Origin of the sequence: Asticcacaulis sp. AC460 (genome assembly GCF_000495795.1) — a bacterium.
Lineage (GTDB): Bacteria > Pseudomonadota > Alphaproteobacteria > Caulobacterales > Caulobacteraceae > Asticcacaulis.
This window is the reverse complement of the sequence record NZ_AWGD01000016.1, coordinates 41,562-60,161: the sequence shown is the minus strand read 5'-3', so window position 1 is coordinate 60,161 and position 18,600 is coordinate 41,562. Positions and strand designations below refer to the sequence as shown.

General features: G+C 61.1%; 16 protein-coding genes. 11 read left to right on the top strand and 5 right to left on the bottom strand.

Annotated features, from left to right (window positions below; genetic code table 11):
* The first annotated feature begins 152 nt into the window (after positions 1–152).
* The 3 genes from ABAC460_RS33785 (at position 153) to ABAC460_RS33775 (ending at position 5,971) form a co-directional block, all read left to right on the top strand.
* A complete protein-coding gene (locus ABAC460_RS33785; RefSeq protein ID WP_023453090.1) occupies positions 153–2,648 on the top strand; it encodes a DNA translocase FtsK in 2,496 nt (831 codons plus the stop codon).
* A gap of 388 nt (positions 2,649–3,036) precedes the next feature.
* Entirely contained in the window at positions 3,037–3,495 is a 459-nt protein-coding gene (locus tag ABAC460_RS33780; RefSeq protein WP_023453089.1) for a hypothetical protein, read from the top strand.
* Between the two features lie 256 nt (positions 3,496–3,751).
* Positions 3,752–5,971, top strand: a complete 2,220-nt coding sequence (locus tag ABAC460_RS33775) for a glycoside hydrolase (RefSeq protein WP_023453088.1) — start codon at positions 3,752–3,754, stop codon at positions 5,969–5,971.
* Here the strand turns inward: ABAC460_RS33775 and ABAC460_RS33770 are convergent.
* Complete coding sequence (locus ABAC460_RS33770; protein ID WP_023453087.1) at positions 5,959–7,320, bottom strand: cytochrome P450; 1,362 nt, start codon at positions 7,318–7,320, stop codon at positions 5,959–5,961. The genes ABAC460_RS33775 and ABAC460_RS33770 overlap by 13 nt on opposite strands.
* A 447-nt stretch (positions 7,321–7,767) precedes the next feature.
* Between ABAC460_RS33770 and ABAC460_RS33765 the strand changes: the two genes are divergently transcribed.
* Together ABAC460_RS33765 and xth are read left to right on the top strand one after the other, a co-directional pair.
* On the top strand, positions 7,768–8,439 hold the full coding sequence (locus tag ABAC460_RS33765) for a LolA family protein (RefSeq protein WP_023453086.1): 672 nt from the start codon (positions 7,768–7,770) through the stop codon (positions 8,437–8,439).
* 202 nt (positions 8,440–8,641) lie between these two features.
* A complete protein-coding gene (gene xth, locus ABAC460_RS33760) occupies positions 8,642–9,439 on the top strand; it encodes an exodeoxyribonuclease III (RefSeq protein WP_023453085.1) in 798 nt (265 codons plus the stop codon).
* Here xth and ABAC460_RS33755 read toward each other — a convergent pair.
* Both ABAC460_RS33755 and ABAC460_RS33750 read right to left on the bottom strand, forming a co-directional pair.
* Complete coding sequence (locus ABAC460_RS33755) at positions 9,436–9,957, bottom strand: lipocalin family protein (RefSeq protein WP_235075791.1); 522 nt, start codon at positions 9,955–9,957, stop codon at positions 9,436–9,438. The genes xth and ABAC460_RS33755 overlap by 4 nt on opposite strands.
* 246 nt (positions 9,958–10,203) lie before the next feature.
* A complete protein-coding gene (locus ABAC460_RS33750; RefSeq protein ID WP_006271203.1) occupies positions 10,204–10,890 on the bottom strand; it encodes a response regulator transcription factor in 687 nt (228 codons plus the stop codon).
* Between the two features lie 48 nt (positions 10,891–10,938).
* On the opposite strand from ABAC460_RS33750, the gene ABAC460_RS33745 reads away from it, so the two are divergent.
* From ABAC460_RS33745 to ABAC460_RS33735, 3 genes are all read left to right on the top strand, one after another.
* On the top strand, positions 10,939–11,463 hold the full coding sequence (locus ABAC460_RS33745) for a L,D-transpeptidase family protein (protein WP_031236666.1): 525 nt from the start codon (positions 10,939–10,941) through the stop codon (positions 11,461–11,463).
* 209 nt (positions 11,464–11,672) lie between these two features.
* On the top strand, positions 11,673–12,134 hold the full coding sequence (locus ABAC460_RS33740; protein ID WP_023453082.1) for a MarR family winged helix-turn-helix transcriptional regulator: 462 nt from the start codon (positions 11,673–11,675) through the stop codon (positions 12,132–12,134).
* A 3-nt stretch (positions 12,135–12,137) separates the two neighbouring features.
* Positions 12,138–12,533: a DUF1398 family protein gene (locus ABAC460_RS33735; RefSeq protein ID WP_023453081.1), complete on the top strand. Its 396-nt coding sequence runs from the start codon at positions 12,138–12,140 to the stop codon at positions 12,531–12,533.
* A gap of 430 nt (positions 12,534–12,963) precedes the next feature.
* Here the strand turns inward: ABAC460_RS33735 and ABAC460_RS33730 are convergent, their stop codons facing one another.
* Positions 12,964–13,644, bottom strand: a complete 681-nt coding sequence (locus ABAC460_RS33730; protein ID WP_023453080.1) for a YggS family pyridoxal phosphate-dependent enzyme — start codon at positions 13,642–13,644, stop codon at positions 12,964–12,966.
* On the opposite strand from ABAC460_RS33730, the gene ABAC460_RS33725 reads away from it, so the two are divergent.
* Positions 13,638–14,285, top strand: coding sequence for a thiamine phosphate synthase (locus tag ABAC460_RS33725; protein WP_023453079.1), 648 nt, complete (start codon positions 13,638–13,640; stop codon positions 14,283–14,285). The two genes, ABAC460_RS33730 and ABAC460_RS33725, sit on opposite strands and share 7 nt — an antisense overlap.
* Before the next feature lie 35 nt (positions 14,286–14,320).
* Here the strand turns inward: ABAC460_RS33725 and ABAC460_RS33720 are convergent, their stop codons facing one another.
* On the bottom strand, positions 14,321–14,737 hold the full coding sequence (locus tag ABAC460_RS33720) for an NtrZ family periplasmic regulatory protein (RefSeq protein ID WP_023453078.1): 417 nt from the start codon (positions 14,735–14,737) through the stop codon (positions 14,321–14,323).
* Between the two features lie 481 nt (positions 14,738–15,218).
* On the opposite strand from ABAC460_RS33720, the gene ABAC460_RS33715 reads away from it, so the two are divergent.
* A complete protein-coding gene (locus ABAC460_RS33715) occupies positions 15,219–15,725 on the top strand; it encodes a DUF3576 domain-containing protein (RefSeq protein ID WP_031236664.1) in 507 nt (168 codons plus the stop codon).
* Between the two features lie 303 nt (positions 15,726–16,028).
* Positions 16,029–18,599, top strand: coding sequence for a leucine--tRNA ligase (gene leuS / locus ABAC460_RS33710; protein WP_023453076.1), 2,571 nt, complete (start codon positions 16,029–16,031; stop codon positions 18,597–18,599).
* Position 18,600: the final 1 nt, after the last annotated feature.

The window sequence follows — 18,600 nt, the reverse complement described above, 5'->3', positions numbered from 1 at the left end:
AAGTAAGCGCAACCCGTCCCTTACCACAAAGCCCATAATTCAGCGCTGTCGCGATTCCGGGTCCAGGGTGCTTCGCACCCTGGTAAATAGGGTCTTAACCATTTTCGTGGCATCTGGATCGAGAAACCTCCCCACGCAGAAACGCCTTACCTATGTCCAGCCTTACCATGACCGTGTGGAACGCCTTTGAAACGCACATGAGCGCCGTCTGGCGTTCGGCGATCATAGCGCGCCTGCGCGGTGCTTTCGTTGCCCTGACCGGCCTGGCCGGCTTTGTCGCCCTGGCCACCTACAACCCCGCCGACCCCAGCCTAAACTCGGTCGGTCACGAGGAGGTCCACAACGCCCTGGGCGGTTTCGGCGCGATGATTGCCGATCTGGGCGTCCAGTCGATCGGCCTGGCCGCCTGGCCGGCCGCCGCCCTGATGGTGTGGTTCGGCCTGCAGCGCACCTTCCACCACGACCCCGATCAGACGCGCATGAAACTGCGCCTGCACGCCCTGTGGGCGACGCTGTTCGTCCTGGGCCTCAGCGCCGCTATTGGCCCGGTCATGAACTCGGCCGACCCGGTCCTGCAACAAAGCCTCGGAGGCTTCTGGGGCTCCGGAATCAGCGATCTGCTGCAATCTCTGTTCGATTTCATGCGCATACCCGAAACCCTGGGCACCGTGATGGCCAGCCTGATTTTCGCCGGGCTCGCCGTCTACGCCTTCAACCAGACCTTTGCCCTGAAGATCAACCACTATGCCGGCATCGGCAGCGCCTTAAGCGGCGTGACCGGGCGCGCCCTGGAAGCCATGGGCCTCAACCGACAGGCCATCGAAGTCGCCGCCAAGGCCGTCCGCCCGGCCAAGATCAAGACGCCGAAGGCCAAACCGGTCGAGACTTTTGTCGATGAAGAAGATTTCGAAACCGTCGACTCGCTGAACCCTGTTCCCGCCCGCGTCAAACCCGCCGAACGCAAGGCACCCGAACCCGTTATCCGCCCGACGATCGAGCGCGAAATTCCGCTCGATGATGATGACATGGACGACGACCTGCCTCTGGAGCCCGGCATCCACTTCGAAGGCCCCAAACCCGTCAAGCCGTCGCCCCGCGTCGAGGCCGAGAAACAACCGGTCTTCGAATTCCTGCGTCCCGGCAATTTCCGCCTGCCCGAACTGAGCATCCTGTCCAAGCCCAAGCCACGCAGCAACGCTTTCGACGAAGACAGCCTGCGCCAGAATGCCCGGATGCTGGAAAGTGTCCTGTCCGAATTCGGCGTCCGCGGCGTGATCGACCAGATCCGTCCGGGCCCCGTCGTCACCCTGTATGAACTGGCCCCCGCCGCCGGCGTCAAGGGTGCGCGCGTCGTGGCCTTGGCCGACGACATCGCTCGCAACATGTCCGCCCGCTCCTGCCGCGTTTCGGTGGTCCAGGGCCGCAACGCCATCGGTATCGAACTGCCCAACCAGGTGCGCGAAACCGTCTACCTCCGCGACCTGCTGGCCTCGGCGGAGTTCGAGCGCGCCAGCCATACCCTGCCTATGGCGCTGGGCGAATCGATCGGCGGCGAGCCCTACATCACCGACCTGGCCAAGATGCCCCACCTCCTGATCGCCGGTACCACCGGTTCCGGTAAGTCGGTCGGCGTCAACGCCATGATCCTGTCCATCCTGTACCGGCTGGATCCGGAACAGTGCAAGTTCATCATGATCGACCCCAAGATGCTGGAACTGTCGGTCTATGACGGCATTCCGCACCTGCTGGCCCCTGTCGTCACCGACCCGAAAAAGGCCGTCGTGGCGCTGAAGTGGACCGTCAAGGAGATGGAGGATCGCTACCGCCGCATGTCCAAGATCGGCGTGCGCAACATCGCCTCCTTCAATGAACGCGCCCGCGCCACCGCCGCCGAGGGCAAGAACTTCGTCCGCAAGGTCCAGACCGGCTTCGACGAAACCGGTCAGCCCGTCTACGAGTTCGACGAAATGGTGCCCGAGCCCATGCCCTACCTGGTCGTAGTGGTCGACGAGGTCGCCGACCTGATGATGGTCGCGGGCAAGGACATCGAAGGCGCCGTCCAGCGCCTGGCCCAGATGGCCCGCGCCGCCGGTATCCACCTGATCATGGCCACCCAACGCCCGTCGGTCGACGTCATCACCGGCACCATCAAGGCCAACTTCCCGACCCGGATCTCCTTCCAGGTCACGTCGAAAATCGACAGCCGCACCATCCTGGGGGAACAGGGCGCCGAACAGCTTCTCGGCCAGGGCGACATGCTCTACATGGCCGGTGGCGGGCGCATCACCCGTCTGCACGGCCCCTTCGTCTCCGACCAGGAAGTCGAAGCCGTCGCCCAGTTCCTGCGCGAACAGGGCCAGCCCAACTATCTCGACGACGTCACCTATGGCGGCGAGGACGACGGCGGCTCCGATGGTGGTTCGGACGGCGGCGAGGGTGGCGGCTCGGGCGACGACCTGTACGACAAGGCGGTCTATTTCGTGACCTTCGACCGCAAGGCTTCGACGTCGTACATTCAGCGCAAGCTGCAGATCGGCTACAACCGCGCCGCGTCGCTGATGGAAAAGATGGAACGCGAAGGCGTGGTCAGCCCGGCCAACCATGTCGGCAAACGCGACATCCTGGTCGGCCCGCCCCCGGGGCATTGATGATCTTTTGTTTTGGCCTTCCCGCAAGGGAAAGGCCAAAACAAAAGAGCCTCCGGCGGGAAGGGTCCAAGGACCCTTCACCCATAACCCGACAGCGCCCATTCCGCTACGGCTTGCAACGCCTCCTCCTCATCTTGATCAGAGCTTTGAAAAATCAAACAATATAAATAACTTAATCCCTCCCCGTTATACGGGGAGGTGGATCATTTGCTGAAAGCAAATGAGACGGTGGGGGATTTGGCCCGCAGGTGCTTTCGTCATCTCCGCCTATATTCTGCAACGCTGACGCCAAGAAATCCCCCTCCGACTGCGCGACAGCGCTTACTCCGGGGATTGCCTGAACCTGTCAGGTTGATATAGCCTGCGGGAAACAACGGAGGGGTATACCATGAGGCTGAAACTTGCAGGGCTTGCCATCGCAGCCGGACTTTTGGGATCTGCACCGGCACACGCCGGCGCCGATACCGACAAGCTAAGCCAATGCCTGGTCCAATCGACCAGCGCCGACGACAAGAAACAGCTTATGCTCTGGGTTTTCTCGGCCTTGGCCCTGCACCCGGACATCAAGGCCTATTCCAACATCACCCCGCAGCAACGTGACACCTTCGACAAGAACGCCGCCCAATTGTTCATGCGGTTGCTGACGGTCGACTGCCGCGCGCAAACCGTCGCTGCCGTCAAGAATGACGGCCAGCAGGCGCTGCAGGTCAGCTTTACCGTGCTGGGGCAGGTTGCTTCGCAAGGCCTATTCACTGCGCCGGAAGTACTGCAGGGCATGGGCGGGCTTAACCAGAACATGGACTTCCAGAAGCTCTCGGAAGTCTTCAAGGAAGCCGGCGTACAATAGGCCTCCGGCGGGAAGGGTCCAAGAACCCGTCACCCATAACGCGACAGCGCTTGTTCACGGAGGGCTTGTAACGTCTCACCATCTCGATTGGGGCAATCGCATATAGGAGTGCCAAGCTCCCTCCTCCCTACGAAGTGGGGAGGTGCCGGCGAAGCCGGCGGAGGGGTATCTTACTTAAGGCGCAAAGTTCACTCGCCATCATCTTGCCGACATTTCACCCTCCAATCCGGACAACAAAAAAGCCGGGGAGGCCCACATGAAACGCCGTCACTTTCTTGCCGCCGGCATCGCCGCCGCCCTCCCCCTGACCGCACGCGCCCAAACCCAAACCATTACACTCGAAAACCCGACCTGGCGGATCGACATCAATCCCGCCAATCTAGCCATAACCACCAAAGACATTCCCGTCTCCCAAGGCGTGACACCCCACACGGTCAGCCACCTCACCCAGACAACCACCACCGCCGAATGGACCTGGGACGACCGGTTCAAACTGACCTGCCAACTGATCGACCGCGATCTCAACATCACCGTCACGGCAACCGAAACCGCCGATCTCGACCTGATCGATCAACCGGCCACAGCCTTCGGCAGGGGCCTGATCCTGCCCCTGGCCGAGGGCTATTACGTCCCGGCCGGCGATCCCGTCTGGCGCGATTTCATGATCAGCCGCATGGACGACGTGAACAGCTCCCAGGACCTGAGCCTGCCCCTGTGGAGCCAGGATCACGATGACTTCACCCTGACCTGGCTGCTGCTCAATCCGTTCAACAACCGGCTGCTGTTCCGAAAGGACGGCGACGGCCTGGCCGTCAAACTCAGCCACAGCTTCATCTCCCTGGCGCCGACAACACCGATGCAGATGACCCTGCATCTGGGCGAAGGTAATCCCATCGCCGGCGCCCTGCGCTACCGCAAGCACCTGATCGACACCAACACCTACGAAACCCTCGAGTCAAAATTCGCAGGCTCACCCGAAGCCCGCAAACTGCTCGGCGCCGCCCATATCTACCTCTGGGGCAATGGCCTGCTGGCCGAACGCGACGTCCGCGACTGGCCGCTGTTCCTGAAAACCCTTCGCGGCCCCTCCAGCCTGCCCACCCGTCTGCGCGCCACCTTCGAAAGCGATGCCACCGCCATGCTGGCCAAAGTCGTCAAACCCATTGTCTATGAACAGTCGGCCCTGATCAACGCGGTCAATGCCGGACTGGACACCCTCGCTCGACAAACCTGGCAAACCGACGAGGCCGACACCGACAAACTGATCGCCGCCTACCCGGCCCTGCGCCAGGAGGTCCAGACCACCTTCGGCGCCGCCCTGACCCCCGATGCCGCCACATGGGGACGCGGCCTGTCCCAGGCGACCGCCAATGCCCTGACCCAGGCCGGTCTGAAGAAACTGTGGGTCGGCATGGCTGATGGCTGGGAAGGCGGCCTGTGGCACCCCGAAGCCGTTGGTGCTTTCGTCGAGGCGGGTTACCTGGTCGCACCCTACGACTCCTACGAAACCGCTATTCCGCCGGGCGAACGTCCCGACTGGGCGACCGCTCAGCTCGGCCGCCATGCCTATGAGAGCTGCGGCATCGTCATGAAGGACGGCAGCACCAAGTCCGGCTTCCAGAAGACCGGCCACTACACCAACACCATCTGCATGCGGCCGAAAATCGAAACCCGCGTTGCCGCCCTGGCCAAGGCGACCGGCTTCAACAGCTGGTTCCTCGATGCCTATGCCACCGGCATGGTCTTCGACGACTATCGCCCGGGCTTTGAAATGACCATGGCGCGCCAGGCCGCCGAAAACGAGGACGCCTCGCGCTGGATCTCGCAGAAGCTGGGACTCCCGGCCGGGTCGGAATGCGGCAACGCCACCACGGCACGCGGCGTCTTTTTCGGCCACGGCCTGCTGACCCCGGTCATCGGCTGGGGCGATCCCGACCTGATGAAGGACAAGACCTCGCCCTACTATCTCGGCAACTGGTTCCCCTCCGAACAGCCCGGCGCCTTCTTCAAGCCCGTGCCGATGAAGGAGCCCTACCGGACCGTCTACTTCAAACCACAGACTCGCCTACCCCTGTACCAGGCCGTCTTCCACGGCTCGGTGATCACCACCCACCATTGGAGCCTGGACAACTTCAAGCTCAGCAATGTCCGCACCGAAAACGAGCTGGCGCAACTGCTCTACAACGCGCCCCCGCTGTACAATCTCAGTTCCGGCACCCTGAAAACCCGTCTCCCCGCCATCGTCCGCCAGGATGCCTTCTTCCGGCCGTTGCACGAAACTCTCGGCACCTTGAGCCTCGACGGTTTTGCATGGCTGAGCGACGATCGTCTGGTTCAGGAAACCCGCTTCAGCGACGGCAGCCGGCTGATCGCCAACTTCTTTGCCGAACCGCGAACCGTGGCCGGCCTGAACCTGCCAGCCGTCAGCATCACGGCCCTAATGACTGGCCAGGCACCGACGACCTACGTCGCCTGAAGACGAAACATCGGATCACGCCCGGGCACGGTGGTAACCCGGAAGACGGGCAGCACCGGCTGATCGTCCACGGCGGCGATGGTGAACCGCGACAACAGATGCGCCAGCAGAATCTGGCCCTCCACCAAGGCGAAGCTGGCGCCGATACAGATGCGCGGCCCGGCGCCAAACGGTAGATAGGCGGGAATCGTCGCCCACGGCGCATTCACCCCGGCAAAGCGATCCGGCATGAAGGCCGTCGGATGGTCCCAGAACTTGCGGTGCCGGTGCAGGACAAAGGGGCTGATCCAAACCTCGGTGCCCGCCGAGATGCGATGGCCGCCGATCTCGTCCTCACCCATGGCCCGCCGGGTAATATAGGCCGCCGGCGGATAGAACCGCAGCGCCTCCAGCAACACATTGCGCAGGCGCGGCCAGTGCGCCAGGTCGTCCATCTTCGTTACCCGGCCGGGCGCGAATGCCACCACCTCCTCACGCAACCGGCCTTGCTCCGCCGGGTCGAGCGACAGCAGATAGCTGGCCCAGAACAGCATGCGCGACGTGGTTTCGAACCCGGCCGCCAGCATGGTCGAACACTGGTCGCGGATTTCGGCGTCGCTCAGGCCTTCACCGGTCTGCGGGTCGCGTGCCGCCAGCAACAGATCCAGAAGATCGCCACGGGCATGGGCCTGGTCCGGACCGGCGGCGCGGCGTTCAGTAATCACGCTATCGACCATGGCCGTCCATTTGCGGCTGAAGCTTTTGCGCGACTCCATCGCCCAGCCGAAATCGTCTTCGGTCCGCGCCATGCCGTCCATCGGATTGGGCCGGCCGGCACCACCCAGATAGTCCCGCACCATGACGGGTATATCAGCGTGATGACCCTCGGCCTTCAGCGAAAACAGCGCCTTGAGCACGGCATCCAGCGCGGCGCGATGAAACACCTCCGATAACCTCACGTCACCACCCTGCCCCAGCCGCGACAACATCTGCTCGCCGGCGGTCTGGAAATGCGGAATAAGGTCGTTGATCGCCGCCGGGCTGAACAGCGGCGCCAGCATCCGTCTTTGCCGCCGCCACTCCGTCCCTTCGGCCAAAAACACACCCTGACCCATGGCCGGCCGGAACAGCCGCGCCAGCACCACCGGTCGCTCATAATTGGCCATGTTGTCGAGCAGGACATGCTTGATCCCGGCCGGATCGTTGATCGACAGGGTGCGAACCCCAAACGCCTCCGACCGGGCGTAAAGGGTCTCGAACGCCGAGTCGGAATAGATGGACAGCGGATTGATGAAAAACTGCGGCAGCCACCGCCATTTCGGCAGCGGGCGGGCATGGACCTTGTGGGCCGGCGGGTGGATCAGTGCCATGGCGGTATAGTCTGCCGGTTTTCCCACCACTTCAAGGCGGGGAAATGCCGCACCTGCACCACCACTTGACGAAACAACCGAATCATCTCTTTTATAAAGGGTTGAGCGTAATACTCAATAATTAACGGTTATAGCTTCGTTAACTGTTTTTGTTATTAATTTTTTATCAACCCTTGACGATCTTTCGCGTCCCGCGAGTCATTTCACGAAAATTTGCCACACAGGCGAATCCTTGAACACCCGGTTCATCCCGCCTTCATTCCATGGCCACAAAGCGGCGTCGATACGTCTTTTTCGCGCCCTTGAATTGCCGTTACCCACCTTTACGGTCCAGCCTCATGCCAAAAAGTGGATTGCCACTTTTTGGATTAACATGAGGCGTCAGAAAAACTTAGATCAGAATAACATTCTGATCTAAGACACAACACGATCGCAAAGGGAAAACCCATGACCGACCTCCACCGCCGCTTCCTTCTGTCGGGCCTGACCGCCGCCGCTGTGGCCTCGGCCATGCCGGCCCTGGCCCAAAGCGGCAAGAACAGCTTCGGCGGCCTGATCACGCCGCCGACTTTCAACGCCGCCGACAAGGCGCGCATCGACAAGGCGACCCAATATCTGCAAGCCCTGACCACGGGCCAGGGCCGTTTCGAACAAACCGACTATCGCGGCCGCAAGACCCAGGGCAACTGGTTCCTGTCGCGCCCAGGCAAGATCCGCTTCGAGTACGACGCCCCGTATTCGCTGCTGATCGTCGCCGACGGCCAGAAGGTCAAGATGTGGGATCCGCGCCTGAAATCTTTCGACGAATATCCGCTGGGCGAAACCCCGCTGTCGCTGTTCCTGTCGCGCCAGATCCGCCTCGACCAGAACGTTATCGTCACTCAGGTGACCTCCAACGGCGCCGGCTTTACCCTCAAGGCGCGCGATCGCCGCAAGCAGGTCGAGGGCAATATCGCCCTCGTCTTCGATCAGGCCGGCAACGGCCAGCTCTCGCTGCGCGAATGGACGGTGACCGATGCCCAGGGCAAGGCGACCAAGGTTCACCTGACCAGCTTCAATCGCGGCGGCGGTTTCAGGAGCGACTTATTCGTGCTCAACAAGTCGCAGCTGAAAAAATAATGCCTTTTTAAACTTTTCTCTTGAGAATTTTCTCAGGCGTGTTATTTTTCACACATGGAGATTGGACGGCGGTCGATTTCCGAGCGTGCGTTTTTCCCTTTTTTCTCTTCGTGTTATGTGCCAAAATCTTGCCCGGTCCGTCACAACGGATCGGGTTTTTTGTATCTTTACAGCGGTTTAACCCGCCCATCCTCCGGACAATATGCGCCTTTCTCTTGCCACCTGGAATGTCAATTCCGTTCGCCTGCGCATGCCGCAAATCGAGGCCTTTCTCGCGCAAACGGAGGTCGACATCCTTTGTTTGCAGGAGATCAAATGCCAGACGCACGAATTTCCCTATGACGCCTTCCGGACTCTGGGCTTCGACCATATCCATGTCGCCGGCCAGAAGGGCTGGCACGGCGTGGCCATCGTCTCGAAGGTGCCTTTCGAAGCCGGCGACCTTCTGCCCTTCTGCCGCCGCGGCGAAGCCCGCGTCCAGGCGATCCGCGTGAACGACGTCGACATATGGAACTTCTATATCCCGGCCGGCGGCGACGTCCCCGATCGCACCACGAACGACAAGTTCGACCACAAGCTCGAATTCTACGAACGCCTGTGCACCCACCTGCAGCAACGCAATCGTGACCATCCGTTGCTGATCTGCGGCGACCTCAACATCGCGCCGGGCGAGTTCGACGTGTGGAGCCACCGCCAGATGCTGCGCGTGGTCAGCCATACGCCGATCGAGATCGAAACCTTCGGCAAGTTCATCGCTTGCGGCGATTTCCATGACCCCTTCCGCGTCACCTATCCCGACCCGCAGAAGATTTTCACCTGGTGGAGCTATCGCGCCATCGACTACCGCGCCAGCAATCGCGGCCTGCGCCTGGACCACATCCTGCTCAACCCGGCGCTAATGGCGCGGGTGTCGGACCTGACGGCCAAAATCCATGACGATGTCCGCGGGTGGACCCAGCCCAGCGACCACGTCCCGGCCCAGGTGACGTTCGAAATCTAAAACTCGGGGAATTCAAGCTTGCTCGTGTCGTAACCGAGCTCTTGCGCCTTGCTGACCATAACGGCGCGCTGTTCCGACGACGGCACCTTGCGGGCGTAGATCCACAGGTTCTTCATCTTGGGATCGGCGCTGATAAACCAGCTGTTGTCGGGCGCCTCATACAGCACCCAGTAACGCCAGGTGATGAAGAGCGGATACTCGACCTTCATCTTGGCATTGCCGCCGCCGAAGTCTTCGATCTTACCCTTGCCGCGGATGGTCTTCAACTTGCCGTCGGGGGTGCCTTTGCGGCAGCCGTCTTCGACCGCAACGGCACCGCCGGCACCAGAGGTATAGGTGCTGTACCCCGCGACACAGCCATCGGTCAGCCACATCGGCCGCCGCGCAATTTCCAGCCACGTGCCGGAATAGTGGCTCATAGGCACTTGGGCCGTGGCGGGGCCGCCACCCTCAGGCACGGTGGTGCAGGCGGATAATATCAGAGCGGCGGCGGCAAACAACGGAACTCGGGCGAACATGGTCTCTCCTTCACGCCCCCGAACGCATACGTCCAGACCGGCAACCGGATCACCCAAAAACAAAACCGGAGCCTTTCGGCTCCGGTCTAATCTCAACGGCCTTTGGACTTGCCTCAAATGTTTTTTGACAATCTGACTTCCTTCTCCTCCCCCATTTCTTCAATGGGGAGGTGGCGAGCAAGTGAGCCCCCCTATGGGGCGAAACGCGTCGAGACGGAGGGGTCCCTTTAGCCGTTAGTATAGGTCTTAAAACTGCAGTCGATACCCGCCGGCATCCGTCATCAACAAACGGGCATTGGCTGGATCGGGCTCGATCTTCTGGCGCAGGCGATAAACGTGGGTTTCGAGCGTATGCGTCGTCACCCCGGCATTGTAGCCCCACACCTCGGTCAGCAGCTCCTCGCGGGAGATCGGCTTGCCGCCGGCGCGATAGAGATACTTCAGGATGTTGGTTTCCTTCTCGGTCAGGCGCGTCTTCTTCTGCGTCTGGTCGACCAGGACCTTCAAAGCCGGCTTGAACTCATAAGGCCCGATGCGGAAGGTGGCATCTTCTGAGGTCTCATGCGAACGCACCTGGGCACGAATCCGCGCCAACAGCACCGCGAAGCGGAACGGCTTGGTGACATAGTCGTTGGCGCCGGCGTCCAGCCCCAGGATAGTATCGGAATCCGAGGTCTGTCCGGTCAGCATGATCACCGGCGTGGTCAGCCCACCCTTGCGCAGGATGCGGCAGGCTTCGCGTCCGTCCATGTCGGGCAGATCGACATCCAGCAGGATGAGATCGGCATTGATGGTCTTGGCCAGACGTACGCCTTCGGCGCCGTTCGCGGCCTGTGTGACCTTGAATTCTTCATGGAGTTCCAGCTGTTCGGCCAGGGCTTCGCGCAGCTCGTCGTCATCGTCGACTATTAGGAGGGTTTTTTGTTGCACCATGATCCTGTATCTTGTGTTTTCTTTTCAGTTTGAGGGGAACTTCACCCTATGGTCAAGGTTTTTACCGCAGTTGCGGCGGACACGGACGGTGGAATCCCTTCACTTTCCCTTGATGTACATAGTGTGCCTTGCGCCCTGGGGAAAGGGGGCGTGATCGCCGCCGCCGACAAAAGGGAGGGCGACGGCAAGTCGCCCGCCGGCCGCTGGCCCATCCGCTACGTCTTTTATCGCCCGGATCGTGTCGCCCCGCCGCAGACAGCGCTGAAGCTGGTACCGCTGTCGCCCGATGATGGCTGGAGCGACGATCCGGCGGCGCCCGACTACAATACCCATGTCAAACTCCCGTACGGGCCCAGCCATGAGAAGCTGTGGCGGGACGATCATGTCTACGATGTGATCGTGGTATTGGGTCATAATGATGACCCGCCGGTGCCGGGTATGGGCTCGGCGATCTTTTTCCACCTGGCCCGGCCGGACTATTCCGGTACCGAAGGCTGTGTGGCGGTGGCCATCAGCGACATGCTGGAATTCCTGCGCGAGGCCCAACCCGGCGACGAGATCGAAATCCGATAAACCAGAATCGCGGGCATACTCTTTCTGATACCTCCCCTCGCCTCTTTGCGTGGGGAGGGGGACCGCACGAACGCGCCCCGCCGAAGGCGCAGCGCGTGAGATGTGGTGGTGGGGCGACTTGCTTTCTTACACCACCATCTGGCTTAACAGCCGGATATTGACTAGGAAACTATTATTATATAGTTGCCTAGACAACTAATGAGTCTTTTATGTCCGATCGTTCCGAAATCAGCCCTTTGACCGCCCATCTGGGGTACTGGCTGCGCTTTGTCTCGAACCATGTTTCGCACGCCTTCGCAAAGAAGGTCGAAGCCGTCGGCGTGACGGTGGCCGAGTGGGTAGTCTTGCGCGAATTGCTGGAAAGCGGCCCGATGTCACCCTCTGCCCTGGCCAACCACCTAGGCCTGACCCGCGGCGCGGTTACCAAATTGGCGGACCGCCTGATCGCCAAAGGGATGATCGGCCGCGCCTTTCGCATCGACGACCGCCGCTATCAAACCCTTGAAATTCATCAAAAAGGCCGCGACCTGGTGCCGCAACTGGCGGCCCTGGCCGACCGCAACGAAGCCGAGTTCTTCGGCCATATGACGGACGACGAACGCCGGATCCTGGGCCGTACGCTGCGCGACCTCGTCCGTCATCACAATCTCAAAACCATCCCGACGGAGTAGACCATGACCACCGCCTTTCGCGCCATCGCCGAAGACTGCACCAAAGGCTCCGACGAAGAGCGCCTGACCTTCCCCGACGTCCTCGGAAAACTCGCCGCGGTTGGGGTCGAGCGCTATCACGCCGACCTGCAGCGGGCGGAGAAGACCTATTACCTGGCCGACGGCACGTCAGAAATCGTCACAACCCAACCCATCGCCGAACCTGCTGCAACCGCATTCGATGCCGCCGGTATCGAAGCCGCGGTCCGCGCCAGCCAGTCCGGAACTATAAAATATAAGGAATTCTGCGTCCGCATCCTGAAGGCGGGTTGCGTCGCCTATATCGTGTCCCTGGCCGGGCGCCGGGCGGTCTATTACGGGCGCACGGGCGAAACCCACGTCGAACTGTTTCCCCAGTGAAGTAAGGATTCGACCACGAACCACACGAACAGATAGGACCGGAAACAAACAGAATTCCCTTGGCCGACCCCTCGCGCGAAGCGCCCTCCTTTGTACTGACTGCAAACTCTCACACTTTGGCCTCACATCCTGAATTCCGTGTTTTCAGTGTCGCCGCGCAGCGGCTTCCGTGTGGTCCGTGTTCCTCTTAAAAGTCTCAGACAAACCCGAGGTTTTTAAGAGGAACACAGAAAACACTGAAGCGTCGCCTGCGGCGACGTACACGGAAGGCACGGAATTCAGGATGAAGATGCCCCCGCGTGTCACCGGAACGATAAATTCACCGAGGCGCTTCGCGCGGGAGGCCCGCACGGAATTCCGTTCCTGTCCGTGCCTTCAGTGGTAAAATTACACCGGCCTCGACTTTCATATTCAAAGTCTCTGAGGTCCATCAACGCACGCCGAAGATGGCCGTTCCAACCCGAATCTCATTCGCCCCGAACGCCAAAGCCGCCTCGAAGTCATCGCTCATCCCCATACTCAAATGCCCGACGCCGTTCCGCTCGGCGATCTTGCGCAACAGTCCAAAATACGGCCCCCGCGGACCCTCAACCGGCGGGATACACATCAACCCCTCGACCTCCAGCCCGAACACATCCCGGCATTCACGGATAAACCCATCCGCCTCCGCCGGCAAAATCCCCGCCTTCTGCTCTTCCTCACCAATATTGACCTGGACATAGGTCACCGGCCGCCGGCCCTGCCTCTGGATCTCATCTGCCAAAGCCCGCGCGATCTTGTCGCGGTCCACCGTCTCGATGACATCGAAAAACGCCACCGCTTCCCCCGCCTTGTTGCTCTGCAAAGGCCCGATCAGCCGCAACTCCAGCCCAGCCCAATCATCCCGAACCGGCTCCCAGCGCTCCCGGGCCTCCTGAACCCGATTCTCCCCGAAACGACGGTGACCCGCCCGCAAAACGGGTTCAACAACCTCCCAGGGCTGGGTCTTGGACACCGCCGTCAGAAACGCCGAATCCGCCGACCGGCCCGCAGCAGCCAGCCCCTTGTGCATCTGCTGGACAAGCCTAAGATAGGCGGCACCCGAGTCGTTCAGGGTTTCCATCGATGACATACCGGACTCGCTTTCAATATCTGCTCGACAAGGCCACTGACATAACCCAGGAGGCCCGGGCTTTCCTACCCTCGGATCGCCGGCTGCCGCCGCTTTTTTTCGTCACCGATCCGGCTCGCACGCCGCATCCGGAGGATATAGCCGCGCTTCTGCCCGCCGGCACGGGCATCATCTACCGTCACTTCGGCGAGCCCCACGCCCTGCAGCGCGCCCGCCTGCTGCGCAAGATTGCCAACGACCACGACCTGATCCTGCTGATCGGGGAGGACGACGCCCTGGCGATCGAAGTCGGCGCCGATGGCGTCCACCTGGCGCAGAAAAGCCTGCCACGGATCGCGGAATTGCACCGCAAACATCCACATCTGAAACTGAGCGCCGCCTGCCACGACCTGGACACGCTGATGCACATGGCGGACGACACGCCGTTACAGGCCGTGTTTGTTTCCCCCGTCTTCGCCAGCCGCAGCGCCTCGGCGCAAAATGCGGCCGCTCTGGGCGCGAAGGGGGTGCACGACTATACCGCCGCAACCGGATTGCCGGTTTACGGGCTGGGCGGGATTACCTGTGACACTATTGGGGGATTACGCGATTGCGGACTGGCCGGTATCGGCGCTGTCGACGCATTTCATATCGTGGATTAGCTTGGAACTTGCCAGTTCTTAGAACTTACCAACTCTTAGAACTTAAACGTCGTTTCCAAACGGACGCGCGGTTGTTGCTTGTCCTTGACCGTCTTGGGTTCGGGCTTCAGCGGATCGGACTTTTCACCGAAACCGACAGTACCACCGACGCGCAGCGACGGGGTCAGCTTGTAGAAGGCGCCGGCGTCGACGTCATTGAGGCCGGACGGCGCGGTTTCGGGCTGATTGACGTCGAACTTGACGCCCCACTTGCCCTTCAGATCGAACGAATAAATCTTCGACTGAGGTTTCGGGAAGGTCGCGGCAGGCGGGTCGATCAGGCCACCCTTGGTCTGACCCAAGGTCGCGAAACCCGAATTCGGCTTGGACTGGCCCGCGGCATGGGCGAACGGCGATGCGCTGGCGATTGCCAACACGATCACGGACACAGCCATGGTTACGACGGGTTTCATCAACTCAGCTCTTCAAGCCCCTGGTCCAAATCCAGCGGAAAAGTGAATCTTTTCCGTCCAGCCCCGGACGCAAATTGCGTTCTACACATCTAATTTGGCATAGATATGTCAAATTTGGATTAAGGCGAATTGCCACCGGGGTCAATTTTGAATCGCGCCCAAAACGGTGTCGGATTACATTCCCGTAATTGATGTGTTGAATCGGCAACGGTTCGTGTCCCACTATAACACAGTTACCTGTTCAAACCGCTCCCCGACCGACATTGATCCCTTATATTTCAGTTACGACACCGCCGGATGCCTTGAATTTGCCGTTCTGTTGATAAACTTAAGGAAGCACCTCTTGTCATACCCTACGGGCGGCGTGCTATAGAAGCGCGGGACCATACGGTGGTAAAGAATAAAACTTAGGAATCCCGGCCTTGGGGGCGTATTTTTCAAGCCGACCGCGGATCCGATCATTTGCGGAGTGATCAACTCGATGACGACTAAGCGGTACGTGGCAGCTTTTGCAGCCTTGGGCCTCGCCCTTTCCCTGAGCGCCTGCGCCAGCATGGGCAAAAAGGACACGGCCTACACCAGCCAGCAAAGCGACGGCAAGATCCTCGGCATCTTCGGCGGCGGCAACAAGGACGCCAAGCAGGCAGCCTATAACGAGCAGGCCGGCATCGGCGTGAACGCCTATCTGTGGCGCGCCTCGCTGGACACCATCTCCTTCATGCCGCTGAACTCGGCCGACCCTTGGGGCGGCGTGATCATTTCGGACTGGTACGCCAATCCGCAAAAGCCGGATGAGCGTTTCAAGGCCACCATCTACATCCTAGACTCGCGCCTGCGCGCCGACGCCCTCAACGTGTCGGTCTATAAGCAGGTCCAGCAGGGCGGCCAATGGATCGACGCCGACGTCTCGCAGCAGACCCAGCTCGACATCGAAAACGCCATCCTGACCCGCGCCCGTGAGCTTCGTCTCTCCGACGTCAAGAACTAAGCTTCAGTCCTCGGACTCCGAAAAAGCCGCCGCGGGAAACCCGGCGGCTTTTTTGCGGCCGTCTGGCGCTCTGACGAGTCTATGTCTGAAAAAAGCGAGTAATATAAATAACTTAATCCCTCCCCGTTATACGGGGAGGTGGATCATTTGCTGGAAGCAAATGAGACGGTGGGGGATTGGGCCCGCAGGTGTTTCCGCCATCTACACCCGTAGGAGCTTTACTTCTGCTGCGTCATATTTCAGTGGCGCCCCCTGCCGCGTCACCTTATAAGCACGGCATTCCCGTTCCTTCCCGACTGCATCATGGCCCGTTACAATCCCAAAGAGACCGAACCCAAACAGCGCCAGCGCTGGGACGACGCGCAGACCTTCCTGACGCGCAATGACCCGTCGAAGCCGAAATACTACGTGCTGGAGATGTTCCCCTACCCGTCCGGGCGCATCCATATGGGCCACGTTCGCAACTACGCCATGGGCGACCTCGTGGCGCGGTTCAAACGCGCGCGCGGTTTCGACGTCCTGCACCCCATGGGCTGGGACGCCTTCGGCATGCCGGCCGAAAACGCCGCCATGGAGCGCAATGTCCACCCTAAGGGCTGGACCTACGACAACATCGCCAATATGCGCAGCGAGCTGAAGCGCCTGGGCTTGTCGATCGACTGGACCCGCGAATTCGCCACCTGCGCCCCGGAATATTACGGTCAGCAGCAGAGCTGGTTCCTGAACCTGCTGAAGAACGACCTGGTCTATCGCCGCGAAAGCCAGGTCAACTGGGATCCGGTGGACATGACCGTCCTGGCCAATGAACAGGTCATCGAAGGCCGTGGCTGGCGCTCCGGTGCCCTGGTCGAAAAGAAAAAACTGACCCAGTGGTTCATGCGCATCACGCGCTTTGCCGACGATCTGCTGGAAGGCCTGTCGACCCTGGAACGCTGGCCGGACAAGGTCCGCACCATGCAGGCCAACTGGATTGGCAAGTCCCGTGGCCTGCAGATGCGCTTCCCCATTCACAAGAGCGAAGACAGCGTCGAGATCTATACCACCCGCCCGGACACCCTGTTCGGCGCGGCGTTCATTGCTATTGCCGCCGACCATCCGCTGGCCCAGGGCGTGGCCACCGAGAATCCGAAACTGGCCGACTTCATCAAGTCGATCCAGAAGGGCGGCGTTTCCCAGGCCGATATCGATACGGCTGAAAAGCTGGGCTTCGACACCGGCATTAAGGTCGACCATCCGTTCAAGCCGGGCACCACCCTGCCCGTCTGGGTCGCCAACTTCGTGCTCATGGACTACGGCACCGGCGCCATCTTCGGCTGCCCGGCCCACGACCAGCGCGACCTCGACTTCGCCCGTAAATACAATCTGCCGGTCACCGAGGTCGTCCTGCCCAACGGCGCCGATGCCGGCAGCTGGTATGTCGGTAATGAAGCCTATACCGGCCCCGGCACCATCTTCCATTCGGAGTTCCTGGACGGCCTGGAGATCGAAGCCGCCAAGGATGCCGCCATCGAGCGCATCGAATCTCTGGGCCTGGGCACCGGCGCCACCGTGTTCCGCCTGCGTGACTGGGGCGTGTCCCGTCAGCGCTATTGGGGCTGCCCGATCCCTGTCATCCACTGCGAGGCCTGCGGCGTCGTACCGGTGCCGGAAGACCAACTGCCTGTGGTCCTGCCCGAAGACGTCACCTTCGACATCCCCGGCAACCCGCTCGAACGCCATCCGACCTGGAAGCATGTCAACTGTCCGTCCTGCGGCGCCAAGGCACGGCGCGAAACCGACACGCTGGACACCTTCGTCGACTCGTCGTGGTACTTCGCCCGCTTCACCGATCCGAAGCACCCCCAGCCGATCAACAAGGCGGCCGCCGATCACTGGCTGCCGGTCGATCAATATATCGGCGGCATCGAACACGCCGTCCTGCACCTGCTCTACGCCCGCTTCATTACCCGGGCGCTGAACCATTGCGGCTATCTGGACGTCAAGGAGCCCTTCGCCGGCCTGTTCACCCAGGGCATGCTGACCCATGAGACCTATACCGATGGCGCCGACGAGTTCGGCAAGCCCAACTGGATCGAACCGGCCGATGTCCAGGTCGACACGGTCGATGGCAAGCGCGTCGCCACCCGTCTGTCGACCGGCGCCAACCTGACCATCGGCGATATCGAAAAGATGTCCAAGTCGAAGAAAAACACCGTCGCTCCCGGCGACATCTTCGACACCTATGGCGTTGATTCGGCACGTCTTTTCGTCCTGTCCGATTCACCACCTGAGCGTGACGTGCAATGGTCGACCTCCGGCGTCGAAGGCTCGTGGCGCCTGACCCACCGCATCTGGGATCTGTTCGACAACCTGCCGGACGAAGCGATTCCGTGTACGGATGAAGCCGCTGCGACCGCCCTGCGCAAGGCCGCCCATAAGGCTGTCAAGCTGGTCACCGACGGCTTCGAAGGCTTCCGCTTCAACGCCGCCATCGCCAAGCTGTACGAACTGGTCACCACCATCCGCACGGCCGACATCGCCAGGACCGGCTCCGAGGCTCGCATCGAGGCCCTGACCCTGCTGGCCGGACTGATCGCGCCCGTCACCCCACACCTGGCCGAAGAATGCTGGACGCGCCTGGGCCGCGACGGCCTGATCGCCGAAGCCGCCTGGCCACATTTCGACCCGGCCCTGGCCCAGGACGACGCCTATGTCATGCCCGTCCAGGTCAACGGCAAGCGCCGCGGTGAAATCCTGATCCAGAACGGCGCCAGCGAAGACGAAATCCGCGAGACAGCGCTTGCGGATGCCGATGTTAAACGGCATCTTGACGGCGCGACCATTCGCAAGATCATCATCGTGCCGAACCGGATCCTCAACTTCGTGGTGGGATAAG